21 protein-coding genes are annotated in these 24,225 nt (G+C 74.9%); 9 read left to right on the top strand and 12 right to left on the bottom strand.

Going from position 1 to position 24,225, the window contains the following annotated elements; translation table 11 throughout:
- The first annotated feature begins 9 nt into the window (after positions 1-9).
- Entirely contained in the window at positions 10-234 is a 225-nt protein-coding gene (locus tag AC24FB_RS03880) for a helix-turn-helix domain-containing protein (RefSeq protein ID WP_425714561.1), read from the top strand.
- A gap of 25 nt (positions 235-259) precedes the next feature.
- Here the strand turns inward: AC24FB_RS03880 and AC24FB_RS03885 are convergent, their stop codons facing one another.
- Positions 260-775 carry a hypothetical protein gene (locus tag AC24FB_RS03885; RefSeq protein ID WP_425714562.1) on the bottom strand — a complete coding sequence of 172 codons (516 nt, stop codon included), beginning with the start codon at positions 773-775 and terminating at the stop codon, positions 260-262.
- 307 nt (positions 776-1,082) lie between these two features.
- On the opposite strand from AC24FB_RS03885, the gene AC24FB_RS03890 reads away from it, so the two are divergent.
- Both AC24FB_RS03890 and AC24FB_RS03895 read left to right on the top strand, forming a co-directional pair.
- The gene (locus AC24FB_RS03890) at positions 1,083-1,784 is read left to right on the top strand and encodes a LysM peptidoglycan-binding domain-containing protein (protein WP_425714563.1); all 702 of its coding nucleotides are present in this window, start codon (positions 1,083-1,085) and stop codon (positions 1,782-1,784) included.
- Entirely contained in the window at positions 1,781-2,356 is a 576-nt protein-coding gene (locus tag AC24FB_RS03895; protein WP_425714564.1) for an Rv3235 family protein, read from the top strand. The genes AC24FB_RS03890 and AC24FB_RS03895 overlap by 4 nt, the downstream gene beginning before the upstream one ends.
- 119 nt (positions 2,357-2,475) lie before the next feature.
- Here AC24FB_RS03895 and AC24FB_RS03900 read toward each other — a convergent pair whose 3' ends face one another.
- From AC24FB_RS03900 to mtrA, 9 genes are all read right to left on the bottom strand, one after another.
- Complete coding sequence (locus AC24FB_RS03900; protein ID WP_425714565.1) at positions 2,476-3,192, bottom strand: CE1759 family FMN reductase; 717 nt, start codon at positions 3,190-3,192, stop codon at positions 2,476-2,478.
- 2 nt (positions 3,193-3,194) lie between these two features.
- Positions 3,195-4,352: an LLM class flavin-dependent oxidoreductase gene (locus AC24FB_RS03905; RefSeq protein WP_425714566.1), complete on the bottom strand. Its 1,158-nt coding sequence runs from the start codon at positions 4,350-4,352 to the stop codon at positions 3,195-3,197.
- 335 nt (positions 4,353-4,687) lie between these two features.
- Positions 4,688-7,798, bottom strand: a complete 3,111-nt coding sequence (gene secA / locus AC24FB_RS03910) for a preprotein translocase subunit SecA (protein ID WP_425714666.1) — start codon at positions 7,796-7,798, stop codon at positions 4,688-4,690.
- A gap of 159 nt (positions 7,799-7,957) precedes the next feature.
- Positions 7,958-9,208, bottom strand: coding sequence for a winged helix-turn-helix domain-containing protein (locus tag AC24FB_RS03915; RefSeq protein WP_425714567.1), 1,251 nt, complete (start codon positions 9,206-9,208; stop codon positions 7,958-7,960).
- A gap of 66 nt (positions 9,209-9,274) precedes the next feature.
- Positions 9,275-9,919 (bottom strand): ribosome hibernation-promoting factor, HPF/YfiA family, encoded by a 645-nt coding sequence (hpf, locus tag AC24FB_RS03920; protein ID WP_425714568.1) that lies wholly within the window; start codon positions 9,917-9,919, stop codon positions 9,275-9,277.
- Positions 9,920-10,142: 223 nt separating this feature from the next.
- Positions 10,143-10,943 carry a ComF family protein gene (locus AC24FB_RS03925; RefSeq protein WP_425714569.1) on the bottom strand — a complete coding sequence of 267 codons (801 nt, stop codon included), beginning with the start codon at positions 10,941-10,943 and terminating at the stop codon, positions 10,143-10,145.
- Positions 10,944-11,043: 100 nt separating this feature from the next.
- Complete coding sequence (locus AC24FB_RS03930) at positions 11,044-12,795, bottom strand: LpqB family beta-propeller domain-containing protein (protein ID WP_425714570.1); 1,752 nt, start codon at positions 12,793-12,795, stop codon at positions 11,044-11,046.
- A complete protein-coding gene (mtrB, locus tag AC24FB_RS03935) occupies positions 12,792-14,606 on the bottom strand; it encodes an MtrAB system histidine kinase MtrB (protein ID WP_425714571.1) in 1,815 nt (604 codons plus the stop codon). The genes AC24FB_RS03930 and mtrB overlap by 4 nt, the downstream gene beginning before the upstream one ends.
- Positions 14,603-15,286 carry an MtrAB system response regulator MtrA gene (gene mtrA / locus AC24FB_RS03940; protein ID WP_425714572.1) on the bottom strand — a complete coding sequence of 228 codons (684 nt, stop codon included), beginning with the start codon at positions 15,284-15,286 and terminating at the stop codon, positions 14,603-14,605. Before mtrA ends, mtrB begins: the two co-directional genes overlap by 4 nt.
- A gap of 95 nt (positions 15,287-15,381) precedes the next feature.
- Between mtrA and AC24FB_RS03945 the strand changes: the two genes are divergently transcribed.
- The 5 genes from AC24FB_RS03945 to AC24FB_RS03965 are packed head-to-tail and all read left to right on the top strand — an operon-like array spanning position 15,382 to position 21,001.
- The gene (locus tag AC24FB_RS03945; RefSeq protein WP_425714573.1) at positions 15,382-16,617 is read left to right on the top strand and encodes a DUF7847 domain-containing protein; all 1,236 of its coding nucleotides are present in this window, start codon (positions 15,382-15,384) and stop codon (positions 16,615-16,617) included.
- Positions 16,610-17,326 (top strand): DUF4129 domain-containing protein, encoded by a 717-nt coding sequence (locus AC24FB_RS03950; protein ID WP_425714574.1) that lies wholly within the window; start codon positions 16,610-16,612, stop codon positions 17,324-17,326. Before AC24FB_RS03945 ends, AC24FB_RS03950 begins: the two co-directional genes overlap by 8 nt.
- Positions 17,323-18,576, top strand: coding sequence for a DUF4350 domain-containing protein (locus AC24FB_RS03955; RefSeq protein ID WP_425714575.1), 1,254 nt, complete (start codon positions 17,323-17,325; stop codon positions 18,574-18,576). The genes AC24FB_RS03950 and AC24FB_RS03955 overlap by 4 nt, the downstream gene beginning before the upstream one ends.
- Positions 18,573-19,682, top strand: coding sequence for an AAA family ATPase (locus tag AC24FB_RS03960; RefSeq protein ID WP_425714576.1), 1,110 nt, complete (start codon positions 18,573-18,575; stop codon positions 19,680-19,682). Before AC24FB_RS03955 ends, AC24FB_RS03960 begins: the two co-directional genes overlap by 4 nt.
- Entirely contained in the window at positions 19,682-21,001 is a 1,320-nt protein-coding gene (locus tag AC24FB_RS03965; RefSeq protein WP_425714577.1) for a DUF58 domain-containing protein, read from the top strand. Before AC24FB_RS03960 ends, AC24FB_RS03965 begins: the two co-directional genes overlap by 1 nt.
- A 103-nt stretch (positions 21,002-21,104) precedes the next feature.
- Here the strand turns inward: AC24FB_RS03965 and AC24FB_RS03970 are convergent, their stop codons facing one another.
- Positions 21,105-22,103: a stage II sporulation protein M gene (locus AC24FB_RS03970; protein WP_425714578.1), complete on the bottom strand. Its 999-nt coding sequence runs from the start codon at positions 22,101-22,103 to the stop codon at positions 21,105-21,107.
- Positions 22,104-22,122: 19 nt separating this feature from the next.
- On the opposite strand from AC24FB_RS03970, the gene AC24FB_RS03975 reads away from it, so the two are divergent.
- Complete coding sequence (locus AC24FB_RS03975; protein WP_425714579.1) at positions 22,123-23,019, top strand: RDD family protein; 897 nt, start codon at positions 22,123-22,125, stop codon at positions 23,017-23,019.
- Positions 23,020-23,112: 93 nt separating this feature from the next.
- On the opposite strand, the gene AC24FB_RS03980 is transcribed toward AC24FB_RS03975, so the two are convergent.
- On the bottom strand, positions 23,113-24,111 hold the full coding sequence (locus AC24FB_RS03980; protein WP_425714580.1) for a cation diffusion facilitator family transporter: 999 nt from the start codon (positions 24,109-24,111) through the stop codon (positions 23,113-23,115).
- Positions 24,112-24,225 lie beyond the last annotated feature (114 nt).

A 24,225-nucleotide genomic window follows, 5' to 3' on the forward strand; every position in this document is an offset into this window, starting at 1 on the left:
ACTGGACCCGTGGCCCGCTTCCTCACCATCGCCGACGTCGCCGAGCAGCTCCAGCTCTCGGTCTCGCAGGTGCGCGCCCTCCTGCGGAGCAAGGAGCTCGTCGGCGTGCAGATCGGCGGCAAGGGACTGTGGCGCATCGAGGACGTCCAGCTCGAGGCGTACATCTCCCGCCTGTACGCGCAGGCGGAGGCGAGGCCGGCCGACCAGGCGGTCGAGGAGTCGGCCGAGGGCTGACCCACCCGCCCCGGCGCCGGGGTGGTCACGCCGTCCGCACCACGTGCACGGCCGCGAGCGCGACGGCGACCACGTGCGCGCCCGGGTCGGTGAGCAGGTCGAGGTGGTCGGCGCCGACGCGCACGATCCGGCCGGTGCGTCCGCCGGCCGTGTCGTCGAGCCGCACGACCGAGCCGGCGCGCGCGATCCTGCGCAGCGCGGCGGCGAACGAGTGCCGGGCGGCGACCACGCCTGCGGCCCCCGCCGTCCGTCCGAGCCCGCGCACCGCGACCACGGCGTGCGCGGGGACGAGGGCGCGGCGTTCCCCCTGGGCGAGGAGCAGCCAGTGAGCGTTGGCGTCGAGCAGGGTGCCGGCGACGTCGTCCCCACCCGGTAGCGCGATCGACAGCTCGGCACCCGTGCGCGCCCGCCAGCGGACCTCGAGCGTGACCGTGGCGGCCTCCGCCTCGACGAGCTCGCCCGCCTCCGCGAGCTGCTCCGCCCGCCGTTCCGCCTCGAGCTCGCCGGACAGGTCCGCGAGCAGCAGGTCCTCCCACGCCACCCGGCCAACCTAGGTCGTCGCGCGCCACCGTGGGCCCGGACGACGCACGGATCTCACGAACGCCGGACGGCATCGTCCCGCGCGACACGCCGACACCCTTGCGCATCTCGTCACACCTGTGCCAGCGTTCAGCCATCATTCGACACGAACGAGCACGAACGGACACGTTCGGCGGGACGGCGGCGACATGGCACGGAGCGAGCGCACGAGAGAACCGAGACCGCACGCGCGATCGGCACCACCGCCCGGCGACGGGCGCCCGGCACGGGTCGGCGGCACCGCCCTCGCCCTCCTGGCGACCGCCGCGGTGACCGCCCCGCTCGCCGTCGGGCTCGGCCGGACCGGGTGGAGGGCGGTCGTCGACCTGGCCGCCCGGCCGGTGCTCGGCGCGAACGACGTGCCCGACCTCGTGGCGGGGCCGCTCCTCGTGGCCGGCGCCGCGGCGGCCGCCTGGTACGCGCTCACGGCGATCGCGGGCCTCGGCGTGCTCCTGCTCCCGCGGGCGGGGGCGGGCGCCCACCTGCGCCGATCGCTGACAGGTCTCGTCGGCAGCATCGGCGCTCCTGTGCTGCGGCGCGTCGCCACGGGCAGCGCGGTGGCGGGCCTGTCCCTGGGGCTGGCCGTCGCGCCCGCCGGGGCGACCACGGGCGGACCGGAGGGCACCGGCGACGGGCCCGACCTGCCGGCGGTCCCCACCCTCCCGGAGGTGCCGGACGCCCCCGACACCCCCGGCGGGCCCTGGGTCGACGGCCCGTCGCCCGCGGAGGCCGAGCCGGCGGGCGACGAGCCCACGGGGAACGAGCCGGCGACGTCGGCGTACACCGTCGCGCCGGGTGACTCCCTCTGGACGATCACCGAGGACCACCTCGGCCCCTCGGCCACCAGTGCGGAGATCGCCGAGGCATGGCCCGAGCTCTACGCGGCCAACGCCGATGCGGTCGGCGCCGACCCCCATCTCGTCCGCCCCGGCACCCACCTGACGGTGCCCGCCGCCCTGGAGTCCCGATGAGCGCCCAGCCCACCCACGAGCTCCGTCCGGTCCCCCTCCCGTCGGGACCCCGGCTCGCGGCGGTCCCCGACGCCCCCGGCCGTGTCACCCGCACGACGCCGCGCACCGGACCCGCCGTGGCACCTCACGCCCCGCGCACCTCCGACGAGCGGCCGTGGGACCGGGTGCGCTTCAGCGGCGAGTGCCGCAGGGGCGCCGAGCAGTTCGAGGAGGAGCCGACCGGCGAGCATGCCCCGTCGACCGACGAGGGGCTCGACCGCCTGGCGGCCGGGATCGCCCAGCACGCGGTCGAGGCGCTGCTCGGCTCCCGGTCGGCGGCGCAGCTGTCCCGGTGGCTCGCCCCGGACCTCTACGAGTCGCTGTCGCGGCGGGTCGGGCTCGCCGGCCGCCTCCAGGGACGCCCGCGACTCGTCCGGCACGTCGCCGTCCGGCACGTGCACGGGTGCGCGCCGAGCGAGCGTGCCCGCGAGGTCAGCGTCGTCCTCCACGACGGCGAGCGGGTGCGGGCGGCCGCCGTCCGGCTCGAGGCGTTCCGCTCGCGCTGGCGGGCCGTGGCCCTCGAGATCGGCTGACCGGCGGGCGACGCGCGACCCGGACGACCGGACGGCCGTGACCCCGGGGGGAGGTCACGGCCGTCCGGCAGCGGGTGGGCGGCCGGGCCACGGGGCCCGGCGCCGTCGGTGTCGCGGGGTCAGGCCCCCATCGACCGGAGCATCGAGGAGAAGTCGGGGACGGCGTCGAACTCGTCGGCCGTGTTCCGCGGGTCGGCGGCCGCCACGGCCGTGGCCAGCTCGCCGCCGGCGCGGGCGATGCGGCCGGGCAGGCTGCCGCCGTCGCGCCCCTCGGCGTCGCCGGCCCAGTCGTCCGTCGCGGCGTACACGCCGGTCGACATCGCGCGTCCCCGCAGGTAGGCCACGAGCGGCCGCACCGCGTAGTCGATCGCGAGCGAGTGCCGCGGGGTCCCGCCGGTCGCGCCGATGAGCAGCGGCGTGCCGTCGATCGCCCCCTGGTCGAGGATGTCGAGGAACATCTTGAGCAGGCCGGAGTACGACCCGGAGTAGACCGGGGTCGTCACCACGAGCCCGTCGGCCGAGGCTGTCGCGGACATCGCGTCCTCCAGGGCGCCCGTCCGCACCCCGGTGAGCATCGCGTTGAGGATGTCGTGGGCATGGTCGCGCAGGTCCACGGTCGTCACCTCGGCCGCGACCCCCTGCTCCCGCAGGGCGGTGACGGTGGCCTGGCCGAGCCGGTCGGCGAGCATCTGCGTCGAGGACGGCTGCGAGGTCCCGGCCGAGACCGACACGATGCGCCGGCCGGGAGCTCCGGCCGCGGCGCGGTCGTCGCCCAGGGGGCCCGGGCCGGCCTCGCGCGCGGCGTCGTCGTCGGGCAGGTCGAAGGGGAACGTCATGCTCAGACCTCCAGATCCTCGGCGCGGCGGCCGGTGACGTCGTCGCCGGTGCCGCCCACGTGGGCCGCGCCGGCCGTCCCGCCGGCGAGGGCGGCGGCGACGCGCTCGGCGTGGGTGGGGGCGGCGGCAGGCACGTGCGCGGGGCGGGTCGACTCGGCCTCCCTGCGCAGGGCCGGGACCACCTCGGTGGCGAGGAGGTCGATCTGCTCGAGCACCGTCTTGAGCGGCAGGCCCGCGTGGTCGATGAGGAAGAGCTGGCGCTGGTAGTGGCCGACGTTCTCCCACATCTTCCCGTAGCGGTCGATGACCTCCTGGGGCGAGCCGACGGTCAGCGGCGTCTCGGCGGTGAACTGCTCCATCGTCGGGCCGTGGCCGTAGACGGGCGCGTTGTCGAAGTAGGGGCGGAACTCCGTCTTCGCGTCCTGGCTGTTCGCGCGCATGAAGACCTGACCGCCGAGCCCGACGATCGCCTGGTCAGCCTGACCGTGGCCGTAGTGCTCGTAGCGCTCGCGATAGAACTGCACCATCCGCTTCGTGTGCCGCATCGGCCAGAAGATGTTGTTGTGGAAGAAGCCGTCGCCGTAGTACGCGGCCTGCTCGGCGATCTCGGGGCTGCGGATCGAGCCGTGCCAGACGAACGGCGCGACGCCGTCGAGCGGACGGGGGGTCGCCCTGAAGCCCTGGAGCGGGGTGCGGAACTTGCCCGACCAGTCGACGACCTCCTCGGTCCACAGCCGGCGCAGGAGCGCGTAGTTCTCGATCGCGAGGTTGATGCCCTCGCGGATGTCCTTGCCGAACCACGGGTAGACGGGGCCGGTGTTTCCACGGCCCATCATGAGGTCCATCCGCCCGTCCGAGATGACCTGGAGCATCGCGTAGTCCTCGGCGATCTTCACCGGGTCGTTCGTCGTGATGAGGGTGGTCGAGGTGGACAGGATGATGTTCTTGGTCCGCGCCGCGAGGTAGCCGAGCATCGTGGTCGGCGAGGAGGCGACGAACGGCGGGTTGTGGTGCTCGCCGGTGGCGAAGACGTCGAGCCCGGCGGCGTCGGCGTGCTCGGCGATGGTGAGCATCGCGCGCACCCGCTCGGTGTCCGTCGGCGTGCTGCCGGTCGTCGGGTCCGTCGTGACGTCGCTGACGGTGAAGATTCCGAACTGCATGTCGCCCCTCCTCGTGCTCGCTCGGTTCGATGCTTTTGCATCGATACTACCGCCAACGTCGCCGCCCCCGCATTCATTCCCCGCCGGCCGGGAGGGAGGTCACACCGCGGCCCGGGCGGGCACGGACGCGCCCGCGAGACCGGTCGGCGGGCGCCGGCAGGTCGGCGGGCGCCGGCAGGTCGGCGGGCGCCGGCAGGTCGGCGGGCGCCGGCAGGTCGGCGGGCGCCGGCGGGTCGGCAGGCGTCGCCCGGCGGGCGCACGAACGACGACGGCGACCCACCGTGGTGGGTCGCCGTCGTCGGGGTGGCGCGGGCCGCTCGGGGCCGGACCCTGCGTCAGCCGCGCTTGCGGGCCTTCTTCGCCTGCGCGCGCCGCTGGGCGCGGTTTAGCCCGTCAGCCCCGCCGTCGCCGTCCGCGGCGGAGTCGCCTCCTCGGGCCGGCCGACGGGTCGGCGCGTCGTCGTCGGCACCGGACGTCGCCGAGCTCGTGCCCGAGTAGGTCAGCCCGGTGGGGCGCCGCGGGGCGTCCAGGCCGAGCAGCTCGTCGTCCGTCGGTGTGGCGCCGGACCCCTCGCCCGCCGGGGCGTCGTCGGCGTCGCCCGTGGCGTCCTCGCCGAGGCCGGCGGCGTCCGGGGCGAGCCCGGCGGCGTCGTCCGAGGCGAGCGAGGCGGAGTCCTCCGGCGCCCCGCCGGCATCCGAGGACGCGTCCTCCGACGTGCTCGCGGACGCCGACGCGGCACCCCGCGCGCCGATCGCGGCGCCGGCCGCCGCGCCTCCGCCGGGCACGGGCGGCGCGGGCGTGGCCCCGCCGAGCGCGGACGCGGCGAAGGCGGACCCGGCGGCCGCGGCCTTCTGGGTCGCGGCGGTGCCGGTCCCCGTGCGGGGAGCGGCCGCCCCGGTGCGGGGAGCGGCCGTCGCGCGGCCCGCGGCCGAGACCGCCGTGGCCGCGGCGGAGGAGGCGTCGACCGCCGTCTGCCCGGCCGGCTTGATCTCGAGGTTGAACACGTAGCGGACGGTGTCCTCGCGGATGGCCTCGTTCATCGCCTGGAAGAACGTGAAGCCCTCGCGCTGGTACTCGACCAGCGGGTCGCGCTGACCGGCGGCGCGGAGCTGGATGCCCTGGCGCAGGTAGTCCATCTCGTAGAGGTTCTCGCGCCAGTGCCGGTCGAGGACGGACAGGACCACGCGGCGCTCGAGGCGGCGCATGAGGTCCTCCCCCACCTCCTCCTCGCGGGTGTCGTAGGCGACCGAGATGTCGGAGCGCAGCTCGGTGCGCAGGAGCTCGGGCGTCACGCGGTCACGGTGGCCGGCCTGGTCGACGAGGTCCTCCTCGGTCACCGACACCGGGTAGAAGGCACCGAGCTCCCCGAGGATCGCGTCGAGGTCGCTGTCCTCCGCCGCACCGCCGCCCGCGTGCTGGTCGACGATCGCGTCCACGAGGTCGGAGGCGAAGGTGCGCACCTGGTCCTCGATGTCCTCGCCGTGCAGCACCCGGCGGCGCTGCTCGTAGATGACGGTGCGCTGCTTGTTCATCACGTCGTCGTACTTGAGGACGTTCTTGCGCTGCTCGAAGTTGCGTGCCTCGATCGCCTCCTGGGCGCGCCGGATGCCCGACGACACCCACTTGTGCTCGAGCGCCATGTCGTCGGGGTAGGACGCGTTGTCCATGAGGCGGGCGGTCGGGCCGGAGCCGAACAGCCGCATGAGGTCGTCCTCGAGCGAGAGGTAGAACCGGGACTCGCCGGGGTCGCCCTGACGCCCGGCACGGCCGCGCAGCTGGTTGTCGATGCGGCGCGACTCGTGCCGCTCGGTGCCGAGGACGTACAGCCCGCCGGCGTCGAGCACCGCCTGGTGCTCGTCCTTGACCTGCTCCTGGGCGGCCTCGAGCGTCTCGGCCCACGCCGCCTCGTACTCCTCGGCGTTCTCGGTGGGATCGAGCCCCCGGTCGCGCAGCACGTTCTGGGCGATGTGCTCGGGGTTGCCGCCGAGCATGATGTCGGTGCCTCGGCCGGCCATGTTGGTGGCGACGGTGACGGCGCCCTTGCGGCCCGCCTCCGAGACGATCGCGGCCTCACGCTCGTGCTGCTTGGCGTTGAGGACGTCGTGCGCGACCCCGGCCTCCGACAGCAGCTCCGAGAGCCGCTCGGACTTCTCCACCGAGGTGGTGCCGAGGAGGACCGGCTGCCCGGTCTCGTGACGCTCCTTGACGTCGGCGACGATCGCCTTGTACTTCTGCTCGATGTTCTTGTAGACGAGGTCGCCCTCGTCCTTGCGGATCATCGGCTTGTTCGGCGGGATCGGCACCACGCCGATCTTGTACGTCGAGGAGAACTCGGCGGCCTCGGTCTCGGCCGTACCGGTCATGCCGGAGAGCGTGTCGTAGAGCCGGAAGTAGTTCTGCAGCGTGATCGTGGCGAGCGTCTGGTTCTCCGCCTTGATCTTCACGCCCTCCTTGGCCTCGATGGCCTGGTGCATGCCCTCGTTGTAGCGGCGTCCGCGCAGGCGACGGCCCGTGTGCTCGTCGACGATCGTCACCTCGCCGCCCTCGACGATGTAGTCCTTGTCCCGCTGGTAGAGCTCCTTGGCCCGCAGCGAGTTGTTGAGGAACGAGATGAGCGGGGTGTTGAGCGACTCGTAGAGGTTGTCGATGCCGAGCAGGTCCTCGACCTTCTCGATGCCGGGCTCGAGTATGCCGATGGTCCGCTTCTTCTCGTCGACGTCGTAGTCGACGTCCACCTCGAGCTTCGGCGCGATCTTCGCGAACGCCGCGTACCAGGGGTTGACGTCGCCCTCGGCCGGGCCCGAGATGATGAGCGGGGTGCGCGCCTCGTCGATGAGGATCGAGTCCACCTCGTCGACGATGACGAAGTTGTGACCGCGCTGGACGAGGTCGTCGGTGCTCAGCGCCATGTTGTCGCGCAGGTAGTCGAACCCGAACTCGTTGTTCGTGCCGTACGTGATATCGGCCGCGTACATCTCGCGCCGCTGGGCGGGCGTCTGACCGGAGAGGATGCAGCCGGTCGTCAGGCCGAGGAAGCGGTGGACACGCCCCATGAGCTCGGACTGGTAGGAGGCCAGGTAGTCGTTGACGGTGACGACGTGGACGCCCTTGCCCTCGAGCGCGTTGAGGTAGCTCGGCAGCGTGGCGACCAGCGTCTTGCCCTCACCGGTCTTCATCTCGGCGATGTTGCCCTGGTGGAGCGCGGCGCCACCCATGATCTGCACCCGGTAGTGCCGCTGGCCGAGCACGCGGCGGGCGGCCTCACGGACGACGGCGAACGCCTCGGGGAGGATGTCGTCGAGCGTCTCGCCGTCCTCGAGGCGCTCCCGGAACTCGGTCGTCTGCTCCTTCAGCTCCTCGTCGGTGAGGTCGACGAAGGAGTCCTCGAGCAGGTCGACCTGGTCGGCGATGGTGCCGAGCCGCTTGACGACCCGCCCCTCGCCCATCCGCAGGATCTTGTCGAGGATCGTTGCCACAGCGGCACTCCGTGAGGTGGTCCGTCGCCCCGGCGGGGCGGGCGCGCCGAGCTGCCGCGCCACCCGCCATGGTAGGCGTGCCGCACCGGGCCCGGGGCACGGCGGGTCACCTCCGGCGCCACGGGCGCCTCACACGCCTCCGACGGCGGAGCTCACCGGCCCGGCGAGATCCCCCTCGGCGCCGCTCGCGTCGATCCGGTCGGCCCCCACCCAGCGCGCGACCTCGGCGAGCTCGGCCGCGAGCGCCGCCGCGATCTCCTCCGCGCCGGGCCAGGCCGCGGGACCGCGGGTGGGCAGGTCGGGGACCTGCCCGGGGTCCTCGGCGTGGACCTCCTTGACGAGGAGCGCGCCGGCCGCCCGGTCGGCCTTGAGGTCGACGCGCGCGACGAGGTGCTCACCGAGCAGGAAGGGCAGGACGTAGTAGCCGTGCGTGCGCAGGTGGGCGGGGGTGTAGATCCCGATCCGGTAGTGCATCCCCCACAGGGCGGCGAGCCGCCCGCGCTCGAACACGAGCGGGTCGAACGGCGCCAGCAGCGCGCGGGCACGCACCGGTGACGGGGCCGGGGCGCCGGGAAGCCGGTAGTGGGGTCGGGCCAGGCCGCGGACCGCGACCTCCTCGAGAAGTCCGTCCTCGACGAGCTCGCCGACCGCCGTCGTCGTCGTCCCGATACGCAGCCGGTGGTAGTCCGCGAGCGCCCGGACGTCCGCCACCCCGTGGGCGCGGGCGGCCGCGAGGGTGAGCTCGCGCACCGCCTCCGGCCAGGACGGTGCGGGCTCGAGGGCGGCGGGCGGGAGCACCCGCTCCGGCAGGTCGAGGCGCTGCTCGAACGAGGCGGTCCGGCCGGCCACGGCGAGCCGTCCGGTGCGCCACATCCGGGTGACGGCGATCTTGAGCGGGGACCAGTTCCAGCCCCACTGGGTCTTCTCCGCCCGGTCGTGCGCGAGCGCGTCGTGCAGCTCGGTGGCCGACATCGCCCCACGGTCGGTGATCGCCGCCTCGACCTCGGCCATCACCCGCGGGTCGCCGAACTCGTCCGCACGGAAGCGCTCCTCCTCGGCTGCGCGGCGCGCGGCCTGGAGCGCGTACGTGCGCGGGGGAACGAGGGAGGCCTCGTGGCACCAGGTCTCGACGAGGAGGCGAGGTGCGCGGCCCGTCGCGCGCTCGAGGATCGCCGGGTCGTAGGGGCCGACGCGTGCGAGGACGGGCAGCGTGTGCGCACGAGCGAGGACGTTGACCGAGTCGATCTGCAGCAGCGCGGTGTCCGCGATCGCGCGAGCGACATGCCGCCGCGCGGGCCAGGCGGGACGGCGCCGGGCGAGGCCCTGCGCCGCGATCGCGACTCGGCGCACCTGACGGATCGACATCTGCTGGACCGGCATCGCGCCATCGTGCCACCGGGCGCCGACATGCCCCCGCCCGGCAGGTCGGCCGGGCGGGAGCGCGGGTCAGCAGGTGGAGTCGAGCCGGAGCACGCCGTACGACCAACCCTTGCGGCGGTAGACCACGCAGGGCTGACGGGTCTCGGAGTCGACGAAGAGGAAGAACGGGTGCCCCACCATCTCCATCTCGTACAGGGCCTGGTCCACCGTCATGGGCTCGGCCTTGTGCAGCTTGTCCCGCACGATGACCGGCGAGTCACCGAGCTGGGTCTCGACCGCCTCGCCGGGGCTCGTCGACGGGGCCGGGTGCTCCGCGATCGGCGCGTCGCCGGCCAGCCCGTCCTGGGGCTCGTGCTGCTCGACGTCGAGCGGGGGCGCGGCGGGCAGCGCACGGTTCGCGTGCCGCTGCCGGTCCTTGCGCCGGTCGTGGTGCCTCCGCAGCCGCTCGAGCAGCTTGCCGGTCGCGAGGTCGAGCGCCGCGTACCGGTCGGCGGCGCTCGCCTCCGCCCGGATCACCGGCCCCTTGTCCCGCAGCGTGATCTCGATCCGCTCGGCCTGGTCGGCCAGCCGGGGGTTCTTCTCGAGCGTGAGCTCGACGTCGACGCGCTGCGTGCGCGGAGCGAGCTGGGTGACCTTCGCGAGCTTGTCCTCCACGTGGGAACGGAAGCGGTCGGCGACATCCGTGCCGCGGCCCTTGACGACGATCTCCATGGTGACCTCCATCGGTCGGTGCGGGGGCGGACGTGACGGGCCCGCCTCTCGAAACTCCGGCGCCGTGGGCGCCGGTCAGGGTGCGTGCGACCTCCTCCCTCCCGGGGGACGGAACAGCCACCCGTCGCGTCTCCGCGTCCCGGGTGGCTCCATGCACCAACGTTACCCGGTTCGCCCCGTCCCGGACACCTGGCGGACACCCTGGCGCGTGCCCGGTCGCAGGTCACCGGCCCGGAGCCCGCGCCCCGGCGACGACGAGGGCGCCGAGCACGTCCGCACCGGCCCCGCGCAGGGACTCCGCGCAGGCGGCGAGGGTCGCGCCGGTGGTCAGCACGTCGTCGACGAGGAGCACCGCGGTGCCGGCGGGGACCGGCGCGCGCAGGTCGGGCGGGCGGCTCCGGTTCGCCACGCGGGAGCGGGCCGACGAGCCGCGCTGCCGGGCCGGGCCACCCGCACGCCGCAGGAGGTCGACGGACGCGATCCGCAGGCGCGCCCGCGGGGTCGGACCTGACGACGGGGCATCGGCTGCGCGGGCGGCGGCGTCGGCCAGCCCGGCAACCACGGCGTCGGCGAGCTCGACGGCGACGAGCATGCCGTGCCGGCGTCGCATTGCGCCTGAGGGGGCGGGGACGACGAGCAGCGTGCCCCCGGCGTCGTCGCCCCGGACGTCGCCGGCCAGGAGGGGCCACATCCGTGACCCGGCGAGCCGTCCGGCGTCGACCAGCTCGCGCCGGAGGTGGCCGCACCGGCCCGTCTTCCAGTCGATGACGATGCGACGGAGCGGGCCGTGGTAGTCGCCGAGGGACCAGGCACGCAGGACGGGCTCGTCGAACCCGGCGAGCAGCGGAGCGCCGTCCGTGCACTCCGCGGGCCCGGCGGTGAGCAGGCGCCGGCACGTCCGGCACAGCGCGACGCCCCACGTCCCGCACCCGGCGCACTCGGCGGGCACGACGAGCTCGAGCGCGGCCAGGAGCGGCGCGGGCAGGCGTGCGCGGGAGCGGTCGCGGGGATCAGGTGGTCGCACCCGGGCAGGATCGCCGCCGCATGCGCGCCCCCGCGGGCCGCACCCGTCCGGGCGGTGGATCGCCCTGCCGGTGCGACGCCTGTGGACCCGCGTGCCGGGGTCAGCCCGGATAGGCCGGGTCGGCGAGATCGTCGGCCACGCGCGTCCAGGAGGCGCCCGTGCGCTCGTAGATCCCGTCGTCCGACGTCTGCACGACGATCGAGGTCTCCCCGCGCCCGCCCGTCAACGACACCGCGCCCTGGAGCACGGGCAGCGGCTCGGTGTCGCCGCCGATCCGGACGAGGTAGGGGCGGGGGCCGGGGTCGGTGGCCGTGCGGCCGAGCACCACCAGGGTGGTGGAGTCGATCCACGCGAGGTCGGTCGCGTCGACGAGGCCGACCCCGACCCGGGCCTGGGCCGTCCCGAGCGAGCGGGGCGTGTCGTCCGTCGCGCGCTGGACGCCCGCGACCTCGACGAGCACCGAGCCGCCCTGCTCCCGGATCACCGCGACCCGCGACCCCTCGCGGGACACGCGCAGGGCCCGGACGACCGACCCGTCGAGCCACGGGGCGTCGACCTCGGCCGTGCCTCCGCTCGGCACGGCGGTGCGCAGGGAGCCGGTGTTCGTCGTCTCGCCGGTCCACGCCCAGCCGTAGCGGTCCATCGACGGCGCGACGAGGTTCGAGCCCGAGACGACGAGGCGGGCGCTGCGGCCGGCCGTGGGCGCCGCCATCATCCGGGTCGGGCCGTCGAGGTAGACCTGCCCGTCGGGCGGGTCGGCGGGCGAGCCCGCCGGTGCCGACGCCTCGCCGGTGCGGGGCGCGGCGGCACCGGTCACGCGCACGGCCAGCCCGCCGTCGAGCTCGACGAGCTCGCCGTCGGATACCGCGAGCAGCGGCTGCGGCCTGTACGGGTAGGCGGGCAGCTGCGGCACCGAGCCGATCGCGAGCGCGTTGCCCCCGACTGTGACGGTGACGTCGGAGACGCCGGGCACGGCCGCGAGCGTGCGGCGCAGCTGCGCCACGAGCAGCTCGCGCTCCCGGCTCGAGGCCTCGAGGACGTCGTCGGTGAGGTCGACCGTGGCGACTCCGTCGGCCACGTCCACCGAGCTGAGCACGAGCCGGGTCGAGAGCGGGGCGGGCGTGAGGACCGCCGGCTCGAGCCAGGCCGAGGGACCGGACAGGACCCCCTGGACGAGGGAGGCGGCCAGGTGCTGGCGCGGGTAGTGGCGCAGGTCGGCGACCACCGTCTCGCCGTCCGCCGCCGGGAAGTACAGCGGGGCGGCGGTGTACTGCACGGAGAACGACTCGGCCGAGAGCAGGACGCCGTCCTCGAGGTCGATGATCCGCCACTCGCCGTCGTCGTCGCGGGCCAGCGTGAAGTCCGTGACGATCTCGTGGTCGCTCGCCGACTCCGTGTAGTGGCCCGACCCGTCGACGACCGCGAGGAGCTCGGTGCTCACCGAGACCCCGCCGTCGTCCGTCGTCGCGATCGACGGCTCCACGTGGTCCGCGTAGACGCGCGCCTGGGCGAGGGGCTGCCAGCCGGTCGTGGCCTGCCCGCCGAGGAACTCCCGGGCGACCGAGAAGTCGTCGGCGAACCCCGTGGCGCTGGCCGCGAGGAAGCCCTGGACGACCTCCTCCGGGGTCGCGCCCTCCTGCGGCCCGCGCGCGTACAGGCCGAGCGACGGCGCGGCCGAGACGGTCGGGTCGGCGGCGACGACGGGCCCCGAGCCGGGCAGCTGCGCGCAGCCGGCGAGCAGGGCGAGGGCCAGGAGCGGCGCGAGCACCTTCGCCGCCGCGCGCCGGAACGCGGAAGCGGGTACGGCACCGGGCGGCGACCCGGCCCGGGACGGGAGCCGGCGCGCCGTCATCGCTCCTCCCCACGCGCGTCGAGCGCCGGCGGGACGAGCCCGACGAGCGGGGCGGCGAGCGCCGGCTCCACGCTGGCGTCGTCGGGCCACAGCTCGATCGGCGAGGGACCGACCTCTCCCCCGTCCTCGCGTGGGAGCGTGAGGAGGAAGGCGGCGCCCTCGCCGGGCCGCCCCGCGGCGGCGAGCGTCCCGCCGTGCAGGCCGACGTCCTCCTGAGCGATGGACAGCCCGAGACCGGTGCCGCCGGTCGTGCGGGTGCGCGCGGTGTCGCCGCGCCAGAAGCGGTCGAAGACCCGGTCGGCCTGCTCCTCGGACATCCCCACGCCGTGGTCGCGGACGAGCACCGCGACCGACCGGTCGTCGGCGGCGACGGTGAGGTCGACGGGACGTCCCTCGGAGTGCTCGATCGCGTTGACGAGCAGGTTGCGCAGGACCCGTTCGATGCGGCGCGCGTCGACCTCGGCGATGCAGACCGGGGTCACGCGGTGCACCCGGACCTCCGTCCCCTTGCTCTCCGCGAGCAGGATGTGGCCCTCGACCACGCCCTCGACGAGCTCGCCGAGGTCGGTCGGTCCGACCTCGAGGGTCGCCGCGCCGGCGTCGAACCGCGAGATCTCGAGCAGGTCGGCGAGCATGTGGTCGAAGCGCTCGATCTGCGCGACGAGGAGCTCCGCCGACCGGCGCACCGGCGGGGGGAACTCGTCGCGCTGGTCGTGGATGAGGTCCGCGGCCATGCGGATCGTCGTCAGCGGCGTGCGCAGCTCGTGCGAGACGTCGGAGACGAACCGCTGCTGCAGCCGGGACAGCTCGGACATGTCCTTGATCTGCTGCTGGAGCGAGTCGGCCATCTCGTTGAACGACTCGCCCAGGCGGGCGACCTCGTCCGAGCCGCTGACGTCCATCCGCTCGTCGAGGAGCCCGGCCGCGAGGCGCTCGGCCGTGCGCGATGCCTGCCGCACCGGCCGCAGCACCCACCTGAGGACGAGGGCGGCGATCGCGGCGACGAGGGCGACCAGGGCGAGTGCCGCGACCCCGAGGACGGAGGTGACGACGGCGATCATCTGCTGCTCGGGCTGGAGCCCGTAGACGGTGTAGAGCTCGTACTCGCCAGCCACCGGGAGGACCACGGGCGCCCCGACGACGATCGCCGGCACCTCCTCGCCGTCCATCGACACCGTGGCGGACTGCCAGTGCAGCGACGCCCCCGGCTCGACGGCCGCGTGCATCTCCGCGGAGATGACGTCGCGGATGGCGGCCGAGCTCGTCGGCTCGAGGATCGTGGGCCCGGACTGGTGCTCCTCGTCGCGGGTGATGACCGTGCCGATCACCCCCGGAGCCGCTCCCTGACTGAGGTCGACGATGTCCGTCGCGGCCTGCTGGGCCTCGCTGGGGGTGGAGGAGAGCGAGTCGTCCAGGGTCGCCTGGGCCCGTGCGGCGCGGTCGGCGGCGTCACCGACGACCTGCTCGACCCGGGCGTCGAAGAGCCGGTCGCGGATCTCCACCGAGACCACGGCTCCGATGATCCCCAGGCCCAGCATCCCCCCGATCGCGGTCACGGTGACGACGCGGACCGCGAGGGAGCCGCGCCACCGGCGCGCGAGGTCGAAGGCCCGTCGGCGGAGCCGGGCGCGCCATGACCTCTTGCGTGCCGGCCGCGCGGGCGTCCGTCCCGCCGTCCCGGTGGCCTCCGGCACCTCACCGCCGGCCCCCTCCGCGCGGGAGGGGCGGGAGTGGGTGGTCGAGGTCGAGGCCTCCGACGTCGGGGCCGGTCGCTCCGACCCCGCCGGCGTCGGCTCGTCGGGCGAGCTCACGCCTGGACGGGCCCGGCCCGGTAGCCCACGCCGCGGACCGTGACGACGACCTGGGGGTTCTCCGGGTCGAGCTCCACCTTGGCGCGCAGGCGCTGGACGTGGACGTTGACGAGCCGGGTGTCCGCCGAGTGCCGGTAGCCCCACACGGTCTCGAGCAGCTGCTCGCGCGTGAAGACCTGTCGAGGCTTGCGGGCGAGCGCCACGACGAGGTCGAACTCGAGCGGCGTGAGCGAGATGAGCTCGTCACCCCGCCGCACCTCGTGGGCGGCCACGTCGATGTCGAGGTCGCTGATCCGCAGGCGCTCCGGGTCCACGTCCTCCTGCCGGCGCAGGCGCGCGCGGATGCGGGCGACGAGCTCCTTGGGCTTGAACGGCTTCTGGACGTAGTCGTCCGCACCGGCCTCGAGCCCGGCGACCACGTCGAGCGTGTCGGACCGCGCCGTGAGCATGACGATCGGGACGTCGGACTCCGCGCGGATGATGCGGCAGATCTGGATGCCGTCGAGCCCCGGCAGCATGAGGTCGAGCAGCACGATGTCCGGGTGCGTCTGCCGGAAGGTCTCCGGCGCCGCGGCGCCGTCGGCGACATGCACGACGTCGAACCCCTCGGACTGCATGACGATCCCGATCATCTCGGCCAGGGCGACGTCGTCGTCGACGACAAGGAGTCGAGCACTCATGGCCCCAGTGTCCTACACGGACCGGGCAGTTCAGTCGGCGGGCGCGCCGTGAATGCGTGGCACGATGTCGCGCAGGTGACGACGACGGAGGCGGGATGACGCAGGGCGGCGCGGGGAACGACCCGCGGGGACCGTACGGCGGGTGGGACGGGCAGGCCTCGTCCCCCTCCGGAGACGGCGACCCCGGTGGGTACGGGCAGTACGGCGCGGACCCCACCGCACCCGTCGAGCAGCCCCCGACGGGGCAGTACGGCCAGTACGGAGCCGGCCCCACCGCGGGTCCTCCCGCACCGGGCGCGTGGGGCGCCCCGGGCGGGACGACGCCGGGCACGGCGTCGTCGGGCTACGGCCAGTACGGGGCGGCCGACGCCCCGGGCTCCGGCGCCTGGGTGGCCGACAGCCTCGCCGGCGGCCGGCCGGGGATCATCGCGCTGCGCCCGCTCGGCGTGGGCGAGATCCTCGAGGGTGCGTTCCGCTCCGTCCGGCACAACCCGGGCACGATGTTCTTCTACGCCGGGGTCGTCAGCGTCCTCACGCTGGTCCTGTCCCTGGCGACCAGCTGGCTCTCGGTCAACGCCACGCAGTCGATGACCATCGAGGAGTCGGCCGGCGTGCAGGGCTTCTCGAGCTTCGCGCTCGGCATCGTCACGGCACTGACCTCGCTGATCGCGACCGGCGCCCTCGTCGTCTCGGTCAGCCGGTCGGCGATCGGGAAGAAGGCGTCGATCGGCGAGGTCTGGACGGCGGTCAAGGGCCGGATCCTCTCGCTCGTGGGTCTCAGCCTCCTGCTCGGCCTCATCATGACGGGCCTGGCGTTCGTCACCGGCATCATCATGTCGGTGGTCGCCTTCGCGTTCCTCGCGGCCGTCATCGGATCGTTCGACGGCTCGACGACCGGTATCACGACGGCGGTCGCCGTCGTCGTCATCGCCCTGCTCGCGTCGTCGATCCCGGCGATCATCATCATGATCCGGCTGTCACTGTCCTACCCGGCGGTCGTCCTGGAGAAGGCCGGGCCGGGACGCGCCCTGTCCCGCTCCTGGTCGCTGACGTCGCAGTCCACGTGGCGGCTCGTCGGCGTGTACCTGCTCACCGCCATCATCGCGATCGTCATCGCGGGGGTCGTCTCGCTGCCCGTCGGGCTGCTCGGCGGCGCCGCGGGACTGTCCGACACGGTCGTCCTCGTGCTCACCACCGTGGTGTCCGTGCTCGTCAACCTCATCATCACGCCGTTCACGGCCGGCGTGACGTCGCTCGTCTACATCGACCAGCGCATGCGGCGCGAGGGGCTCGACGTCCAGCTCGCCCGCGCCGCCTCGGACCGTGCCTGACCTCCTCACCGGTCGGATCGCGGAGGTCCCCGTCACGCCGGACGCCCCCGAGGCGCACGAATGGGCCGTCGACGAGCTCTCCCGCCGGATGTACGACACCTCGCCGGGCCTCCTCTCGCGCGTGCTCGACAGCATCGGCGACGCCCTGCGCAGCCTGCTCGAGGGCATCACGAGCGGTGGCTCGTCGGTCTCCCCGAGCCTCCTGCCGTTCGTCGTCGTCGGGGCGATCCTCGCCGTGGTCGTCATCGCTCTCGTCCTCGCCGGACCGGTCCGGACCCGCATGCGGCCCCAGGTGCCGACGGCGTCCGGGGTGCTCTTCGAGGACGAGCGCGGCTCGCGGGACCTGCGCGCCGCGGCGGACGAGGCGGCCCGCGCGGGCGACTACTCGCTCGCCGTGATCGAGCGGTTCCGGGCGATCGTCCGTGCCCTCGACGAGCGGGCCCTCATCGAGGACCGCCCGGGGCTGACCGCGCACGAGGCCGCCGGCCTCGGCTCGCGCGCGGTGCCCGGGCTCGCGGACGAGCTGACCTGGGGCGCGCGCCTCTTCGACGCCGTGCGGTACGGGGACACGACGGCCGCCCACGACGACGACGAGCGCCTGCGGGCCCTCGACGACGCCGTGCAGCGCGTCCGCCGGCCCGCCGGGCAGGAGTCCGTCGAGGCCGGCGCCGCCGAGCTGCCGCCCTCGCTGCACGGGGTGCTCGGATGAGCGCGGACGCGTCCGGCGGCACCGTACCCACGACGGACGCCGCGACGACCGACGCCGCGGACCGGTCCGACACGGTCGACGAGCTCGTCCCCGAGATCGGCGAGGTCACCTCGGGCGCGCCGACCCGCCGCACGTCCCGGCGCAGGACGATCCTGCGCGTGGGCATCCTCGCCGTGGTCCTCGCCGCCCTCGGGCTCATGATGTTCCTCCGCTCCGCGGAGCGCGACGCGGACCCGCTCTCGGCGCACAACCCCCGACCGGGGGGCGCCCAGGCCACCGCCGAGATCCTGCGCGACCAGGGCGTGGACGTCGCGGTCGTCGACAGCCAGCGGGAGGTCCTCTCCCTCGCCGGCGAGGGGACCACCGTGCTCGTGACGAACGCCCGCCTGCTCACCGAGGACGCGGCCGCCCAGCTGGCCGGCACGGGGGCCGACCTCGTCCTCGTCAACCCGACGACCCCCGTGCTGCGCGGACTCGGGTCGCCGCTCGAGACCACCGGCGGCGGCAGCCAGGACCCGGTGCAGGCCGACTGCGAGGACCCCGACGCCGCGGCGGCGAGCCGGATCGGCCCGTTCCGCGGCGGCCTCGCCGGCTCCGGCGCCGACGTCACCACGTGCTTCACGCCCGACGACGCCTCCGCGTACGCCGTGTGGGACGGGGAGGGGCCGGCCGTCCGCGCGCTCGCCGACGGCTCCCTCATGTCGAACGAGCGCCTCGACGAGGACGGCCACGCGGCGCTCGTGCTGCGCGCCCTCGGCCACCACGAGAACCTCTACTGGTTCACCCCCGTCGACCCGGTCGAGGCCGTCGACCTCTCGGCGACCCCGCCCCCGGAGCCGCTGTCCCCGCGCTGGATGCTGTACGTCGGCTGGGCGGCGGGGTTCGCGGTCCTCGTCCTCGCCCTCGCGCGCGGGCGCAACCTGGGCCGCGTCATCCCCGAGCCCCTGCCCGTGGTCGTCCGGTCCGCCGAGACCGTCCGCGGGCGCGGGGCCCTCTACCGCCGGTACGGCGCGACCGCCCACGCCGCCGCCGGGCTGCGCGGCGGCGCCGCGGCACGGCTCGCCCGACGCCTGGGCCTGCCCCCGTCGGTCCACCGGACCGACCTCACCGACGCCGTCGCCCGCGCGAGCGGACGCGACGAGGCCTGGGTCCGCGACCTCTTGTACGGCGCACCGCCGACCACGGGCGCGGACCTCGGCCGCCTGGCCACCGACCTGGACACCCTGGAGAGCGAGGTTCACCGACCGTGACCCACCACCCCGAGAACGACCGGTTCGCACCGCGTGACCAGCAGGCCTGGGGGCCGGGCCGTCCCGGGCCGGGCTCCCCCGGCGCTCCCGGCGGGCCGGCCCGGCCCGGGGCCCCCGCGGGCCGCCCCGCCCGCGGCCACGACGAGTCGCCCGAGGCCCGGGCCGCCCGCGACCGGCTCGGCGCCCTGCGCGCCGAGGTCGGCAAGGCGGTCGTCGGCCAGGAGGGGGCGGTGACCGGGCTGCTCATCGCGCTCGTCTCGGACGGCCACGTCCTCCTCGAGGGCGTCCCCGGCGTCGCGAAGACGCTCCTCGTCCGCACCCTGGCGACCGCCCTGTCGATGGACACCAAGCGGGTCCAGTTCACCCCCGACCTCATGCCCGGCGACATCACGGGCTCGCTCATCTACGACGCCCGCGCCGCCGAGTTCTCCTTCCGGCCGGGCCCCGTGTTCACCAACCTCATGCTCGCCGACGAGATCAACCGCACGCCCCCGAAGACGCAGTCGGCGCTGCTCGAGGCCATGGAGGAGCGTCAGGTCACCTCCGACGGCGAGGCCCGCCGCCTCCCCGACCCCTTCATGGTCATCGCGACGCAGAACCCGGTCGAGCACGAGGGCACCTACCCGCTGCCCGAGGCCCAGCTCGACCGCTTCCTCCTCAAGCTCGTCCTCGACCTGCCCGCACGGGAGGAGGAGATCGAGGTCCTGCGCCGCCACGCCGCCGCGTTCGACCCGCGCAACCTCGCGGGCGCCGGCGTCGTCCCCGTCGCAGGTCCCGCCGACCTGGCCGTCGCCCGCGCCGAGGTGGCCCGGGTGGAGGTCGCGCCCGAGGTGCTCGGCTACGTGGTCGACCTCGTGCGCGCCACCCGGACCTCACCCGCGCTCTCCCTCGGGGTCTCCCCCCGCGGCGCCACCGCCCTCCTGGCCACGGCCCGCGGCTGGGCCTGGCTCACGGGTCGCACCTACGTCACGCCCGACGACGTCAAGGCGCTCGCGGTCCCGACCCTTCGGCACCGCGTCGCCCTCCACGCGGAGGCCGAGCTCGAGGGCGTCACCGCCGTGGGCGTCCTCCAGGGCCTGCTCTCCTCGGTCCAGGTCCCGCGCTGATGCTCCCCACCCCGCTCGCCGCGGCGCTCGCCGGGCTCGGGGTGGTGGCCGTGGCGCTGCACCCCACCTGGGTGACGCTCGCGATCTGGATCGCGGTCGTCGTCCTGGTCGTGCTCGGCGACGCCCTGCTCGCGCCGAGCCCGAAGGCGCTGCGCATCACGCGCGACGCGCCCCGGGCCGTGCGCCTGGGCAACCCCGCGACGGTCACGCTCACGGTGTCCAACGACTCCCGGCGCCGTGCCCGCGGCACGCTGCGGGACGCGTGGCCCCCGTCCGCGGGCTTCGGAGAGGACGCCGGTCCGGACCGGGCCGGGGCCGACCGCCACCGGCTCGACGTGCCCCCGGGCGAGCGCCGGCGCATGCGCACCGTCCTGCTCCCCCTGCGCCGCGGCGAGCGTGTCGCCGGCGCGGTCACCGTCCGGCTGACCGGCCCGCTCGGCCTCGGCTCCCGGCAGGCCTCGCTCGACGTCCCCGCGACCGTCCGCGTGCTGCCCGCGTTCCGCTCGCGCCGGCACCTGCCCTCGCGGCTCGCCCGGCTGCGCGAGATGGACGGCCGGGCGAGCGTGCTCGTGCGCGGCCAGGGCACGGAGTTCGACTCGCTGCGCGAGTACGTCCTGGGTGACGACGTGCGGTCGATCGACTGGCGGGCCACGGCCCGGCGCGGCGACGTGCACGTGCGGACGTGGCGGCCCGAGCGGGACCGGCGGGTGCTCGTCGTCGTCGACTCGGGACGCCTGTCCGCCGCGCGGCTCGGCGACGAGCCCCGGCTCGACGCGTCCATCGAGGCGGTCCTCCTGCTCGCGGCGCTCGCCTCGCACGCGGGCGACCGGGTCGACGTCGTCGCGGTCGACGCCGAGGTCCGGGCCCGCATCACCGGCATGGCCGGCCCCCGGCTCATGAGCGGCCTCGCGGACGGCCTCGCGGTGGTGGAGCCCGCGCTGCTCGAGACCGACTGGACCACCGTGGCGCAGACGGTGGGCGAGACGCTCTCGCAGCGGGCGCTCGTCGTGCTGCTCACGGCGATCGACCCCTCGACGATGAGCTCCGGCCTCCTGCCCGTCGTGCGCCGCCTCGCGCGGGACCACACGGTCGTGGTCGCCGGCGTCGAGGACCCGGCCGTCGAGGAGCTGCGGCAGGACCGCTCGGACTCCCTCGCCGTGTACGACGCGGCCGCGGCGGAGCGCGCCGGGCTCGAGCGCGAGGCCGTGGCGACCCGGGTACGGCAGGCGGGCGCCGACGTCGTCCAGGGCCTGCCCGACCAGATCGCCCCGCGCCTGGCCGACGCCTACCTCGCGCTCAAGGCGGCCGGCCGCCTGTGACCACCCGCGGGTGACGACCTGACCGCGGCGACCCGCCCGTGACGAACGGCCGGTGACGAACAGCCGGTGACGGCGTGCCCGTGACGCGGCGCCGACGGTGCCGTCAGCCGGCCTCGGCGACCCGGTAGCCGGCGTCGTCGTCGGCGAGGTCGGCGGTGAGCTGCGCACGGTGCGCCCGGCCGCCGGCCCACAGGGTCCACACCCAGAAGGCCACCCAGACGATCGCGCCGATGACGATCTTCACCCACCAGTCCAGGGCGGTCGTCCCGGTCACGTACCCCTCGACCAGGCCCGAGACGAGCAGGACGACGACGAGGGCCCCCGCCACCGTGATCGTCGTGCGTCCCTCGACCGCCAGCGCCGTCTGCCGGCGCCGCCCCCCGGGCACGAGCATCGTCCAGAACAGCTTGAGACCGGCCCCGCCCGCCACGAAGATCGCGGTCAGCTCGAGCAGTCCGTGCGGCGCGAGGAGCGAGAAGAACACGGACAGGTCGCCGTGGACGGCCATGACCGCGCCGGACTGCCCGATCGAGACGGCGTTGAGCGCGAGGACCTGGACCGGCCAGACGCCCGTGATGCCCAGCCCGATGGTCTGGGCCGCGATCCACGCGTTGTTCGTCCACACCTGGGCGGCGAAGTCGTGGGACGGGTAGTTCGAGTAGTAGGCCGCGAACTGCTCGTCGGCGTAGCTCTCCAGCTGGGCCGTGGACCCGAGCTCGGCGAGCGCCCCGGGGGTCGTCGCGAAGTACCAGCCCGCGGCGAACGCGACGAGGAGGAAGGCGACCGTCACCCCGTGGGTCCACCACCGCACGCGCCACAGGGCGAGCGGCATCGTCACGAGGAACAGGTCGCGCACGGCCCGCCAGCTGATCTCGTGGGTCCCGGTGATCCTCCCGCGCGCGCGGGCGAGCATGTCCGAGAGCCGTCCGGTGACGTAGGCGTCGGCCGAGCGCGTGCGGACCCGGGAGAGGTCGGCCGAGGTCGCCTGGTAGAGGCGGACGAGCTCGTCGGCCTCCTGGCCGGTCAGGGTGCGCCGGCCGGCGAGGTCGTCGAGCCGCTCCCAGCGGCCGGACCGCACCGCTCCCAGCGCCTCGGCATCCACGCGTCGTACCCTGCCACACGTGGCCGCCTCCCCCGCTCCCCCCGCCCGTCGCGGACGACCGCGCGACCAGGCCGGGGCGCTGACGTCGGCGGGGCTCGCCGGGGACGTCGTCGTCACGTCGGAGGCGGTCGCGCTCGACCTCGCGCCCACCGGGTTCGCCACGCGCGTGCTGTCCGGCCTGCTCGACGGCTTCGCCTACCTCGTCGGGCTGCTGGCCTCCCTGCTCATCGTCGTCGGGCTGCTCGACGACGGCATCAACGAGGCTCAGCTGCAGACCCTCGTCATCTCCTTCATGGCCCTGTGGTGGGTCGTCGCGCCGATGACGGTCGAGGCGATCAGCCGCGGCCGCTCGCTCGGGCGGATCGCCACCGGGACACGGGTGGTGCGCGACGACGGCGGACCCGTCCGGCTGCGGCACTCCGCCGTGCGCGCGCTCGTGGGGGTCGGCGAGCTGTGGCTCACCGTCGGCGGCGGGGCGATCATCGCCTCCCTCGCCTCGGCGCGCGGGCAGCGGCTCGGCGACCGGCTCGCGGGGACGATCATCGTGTCCGTGCGCGCCTCGGAGGCGCTCCGGCTCCCCCTCGTCATGCCGCCCGAGCTCGGCACCTGGGCGAACGGTCTCACCGTGCGCGCGATGCCGGCGACCCTCGCGGCCGCGGCCCGCGACCTGCTCGGCCGCACGGCCCTGATGACGCCTCAGACGCGTATCCGGGTCGCCCGCTCGCTGGCCGCCCAGGTCGAGCCATTCGTCTCCCGCCCGGCACCGCCCGGGACGCACCCGGAGCGGTTCCTCGCGGCCGTCCTCGTCGTGCGGCGGGACGCCGAGCGGAAGAGGCTCGCGGCGGCGCAGGAGCTCGAGGACCGCTCGGCGGCGCTCATGCTCCGTCTCCCCCACGAGGTGACCGACTACGCCTGACCGGTCACCGCCGGCCCGTTCGTCGTCGCGCCCTTCGTCGTCGGGCCGTTCGTCAGTCCCGCCCGGTGAACGTGAGCGGACGCCGCCGGTTCGTCAGTGCCCGCCGGTGGAGTCCTGGACCCCCTCCGGGTCCGGCGCGGGATCGACCTCCCAGGTCTCCCGCCCGGCGGGGATCGCCCCCTCATCGAACGGCGCGGGCTCGATGTAGATCTGGAGGCGCAGCGGCACGGAGTCCCGCGCCCGCACCTCGGCGGCATCGATCGCGCGTGCGACGTCGGCGGCGGTCTCGACCGCGGGGACGGCGACCTTGGCGGCCACGAGCACCTCGTCGGGCCCGAGGTGGAGGGTGCGCATGTGGATGATGCGCTCGATGTCCTCGCCGTCGACCAGCGACCGCTCGATGGCGTCGTGGTGCTCGGGCAGCGCGGACTCGCCGACGAGCATGGAGATCATCTCGCGGGCGAGGAAGATCGCGATGACGACGAGGAGCACGCCGATCGCGCCCGAGCCGATGGCGTCCCACCGGCCGTCGTCGGTCGCGAGGGTCATGCCGACCCCGAACAGACCGAACACGAGGCCGAGGAGCGCCCCGGTGTCCTCGAGGATGATCGTCGGGATCTCCGGCGAGCGGGACTCCTTGAGGTACCGGAACCACGAGCGGTCGCCCTTGACCGCGGCCCCCTCCTTGAGGGCCGTCCGCAGGGCGAAACCCTCGAGCACGAGCGCGAGGAGCAGGACCGCGACGGGCACCCACTTCCAGTCGGTGATCGGGTGCGGGTCGCTGAACTTGTGCCACGCCTCGTACATCGCGAACAGGCCGCCGAGCGAGAACAGGACGATCGAGACGACGAACGCGGCGACGTAGCGCACCCGTCCGTAGCCGAACTGGTGGACCTCGGAGGCCTTCTTCGTCGCCCGGCGCCCGCCGATGAGGAGCAGCGCCTGGTTGGAGGAGTCCGCGACGGAGTGGACACCCTCGGCGAGCATCGAGCTCGAGCCGGTGAGCAGCCAGCCGAGGAACTTCAGCACGGCGATGCCGAGGTTCGCGAACAGAGCGGTGATGACGGACTTCATTCCGGAGCCGGCGGCCATGGTCGTCCTTCGTGGGCTGGTGGCTGTCGCCCGCGGTCCCGGGCGGCACGAGTGTAGGGGCACGGTGGCTCGGCCGGTCGCACGCGAGGGCTCACCTCCCACCTCTGCGAGCCT

Source organism: Georgenia sp. Z1344 (genome assembly GCF_057652375.1).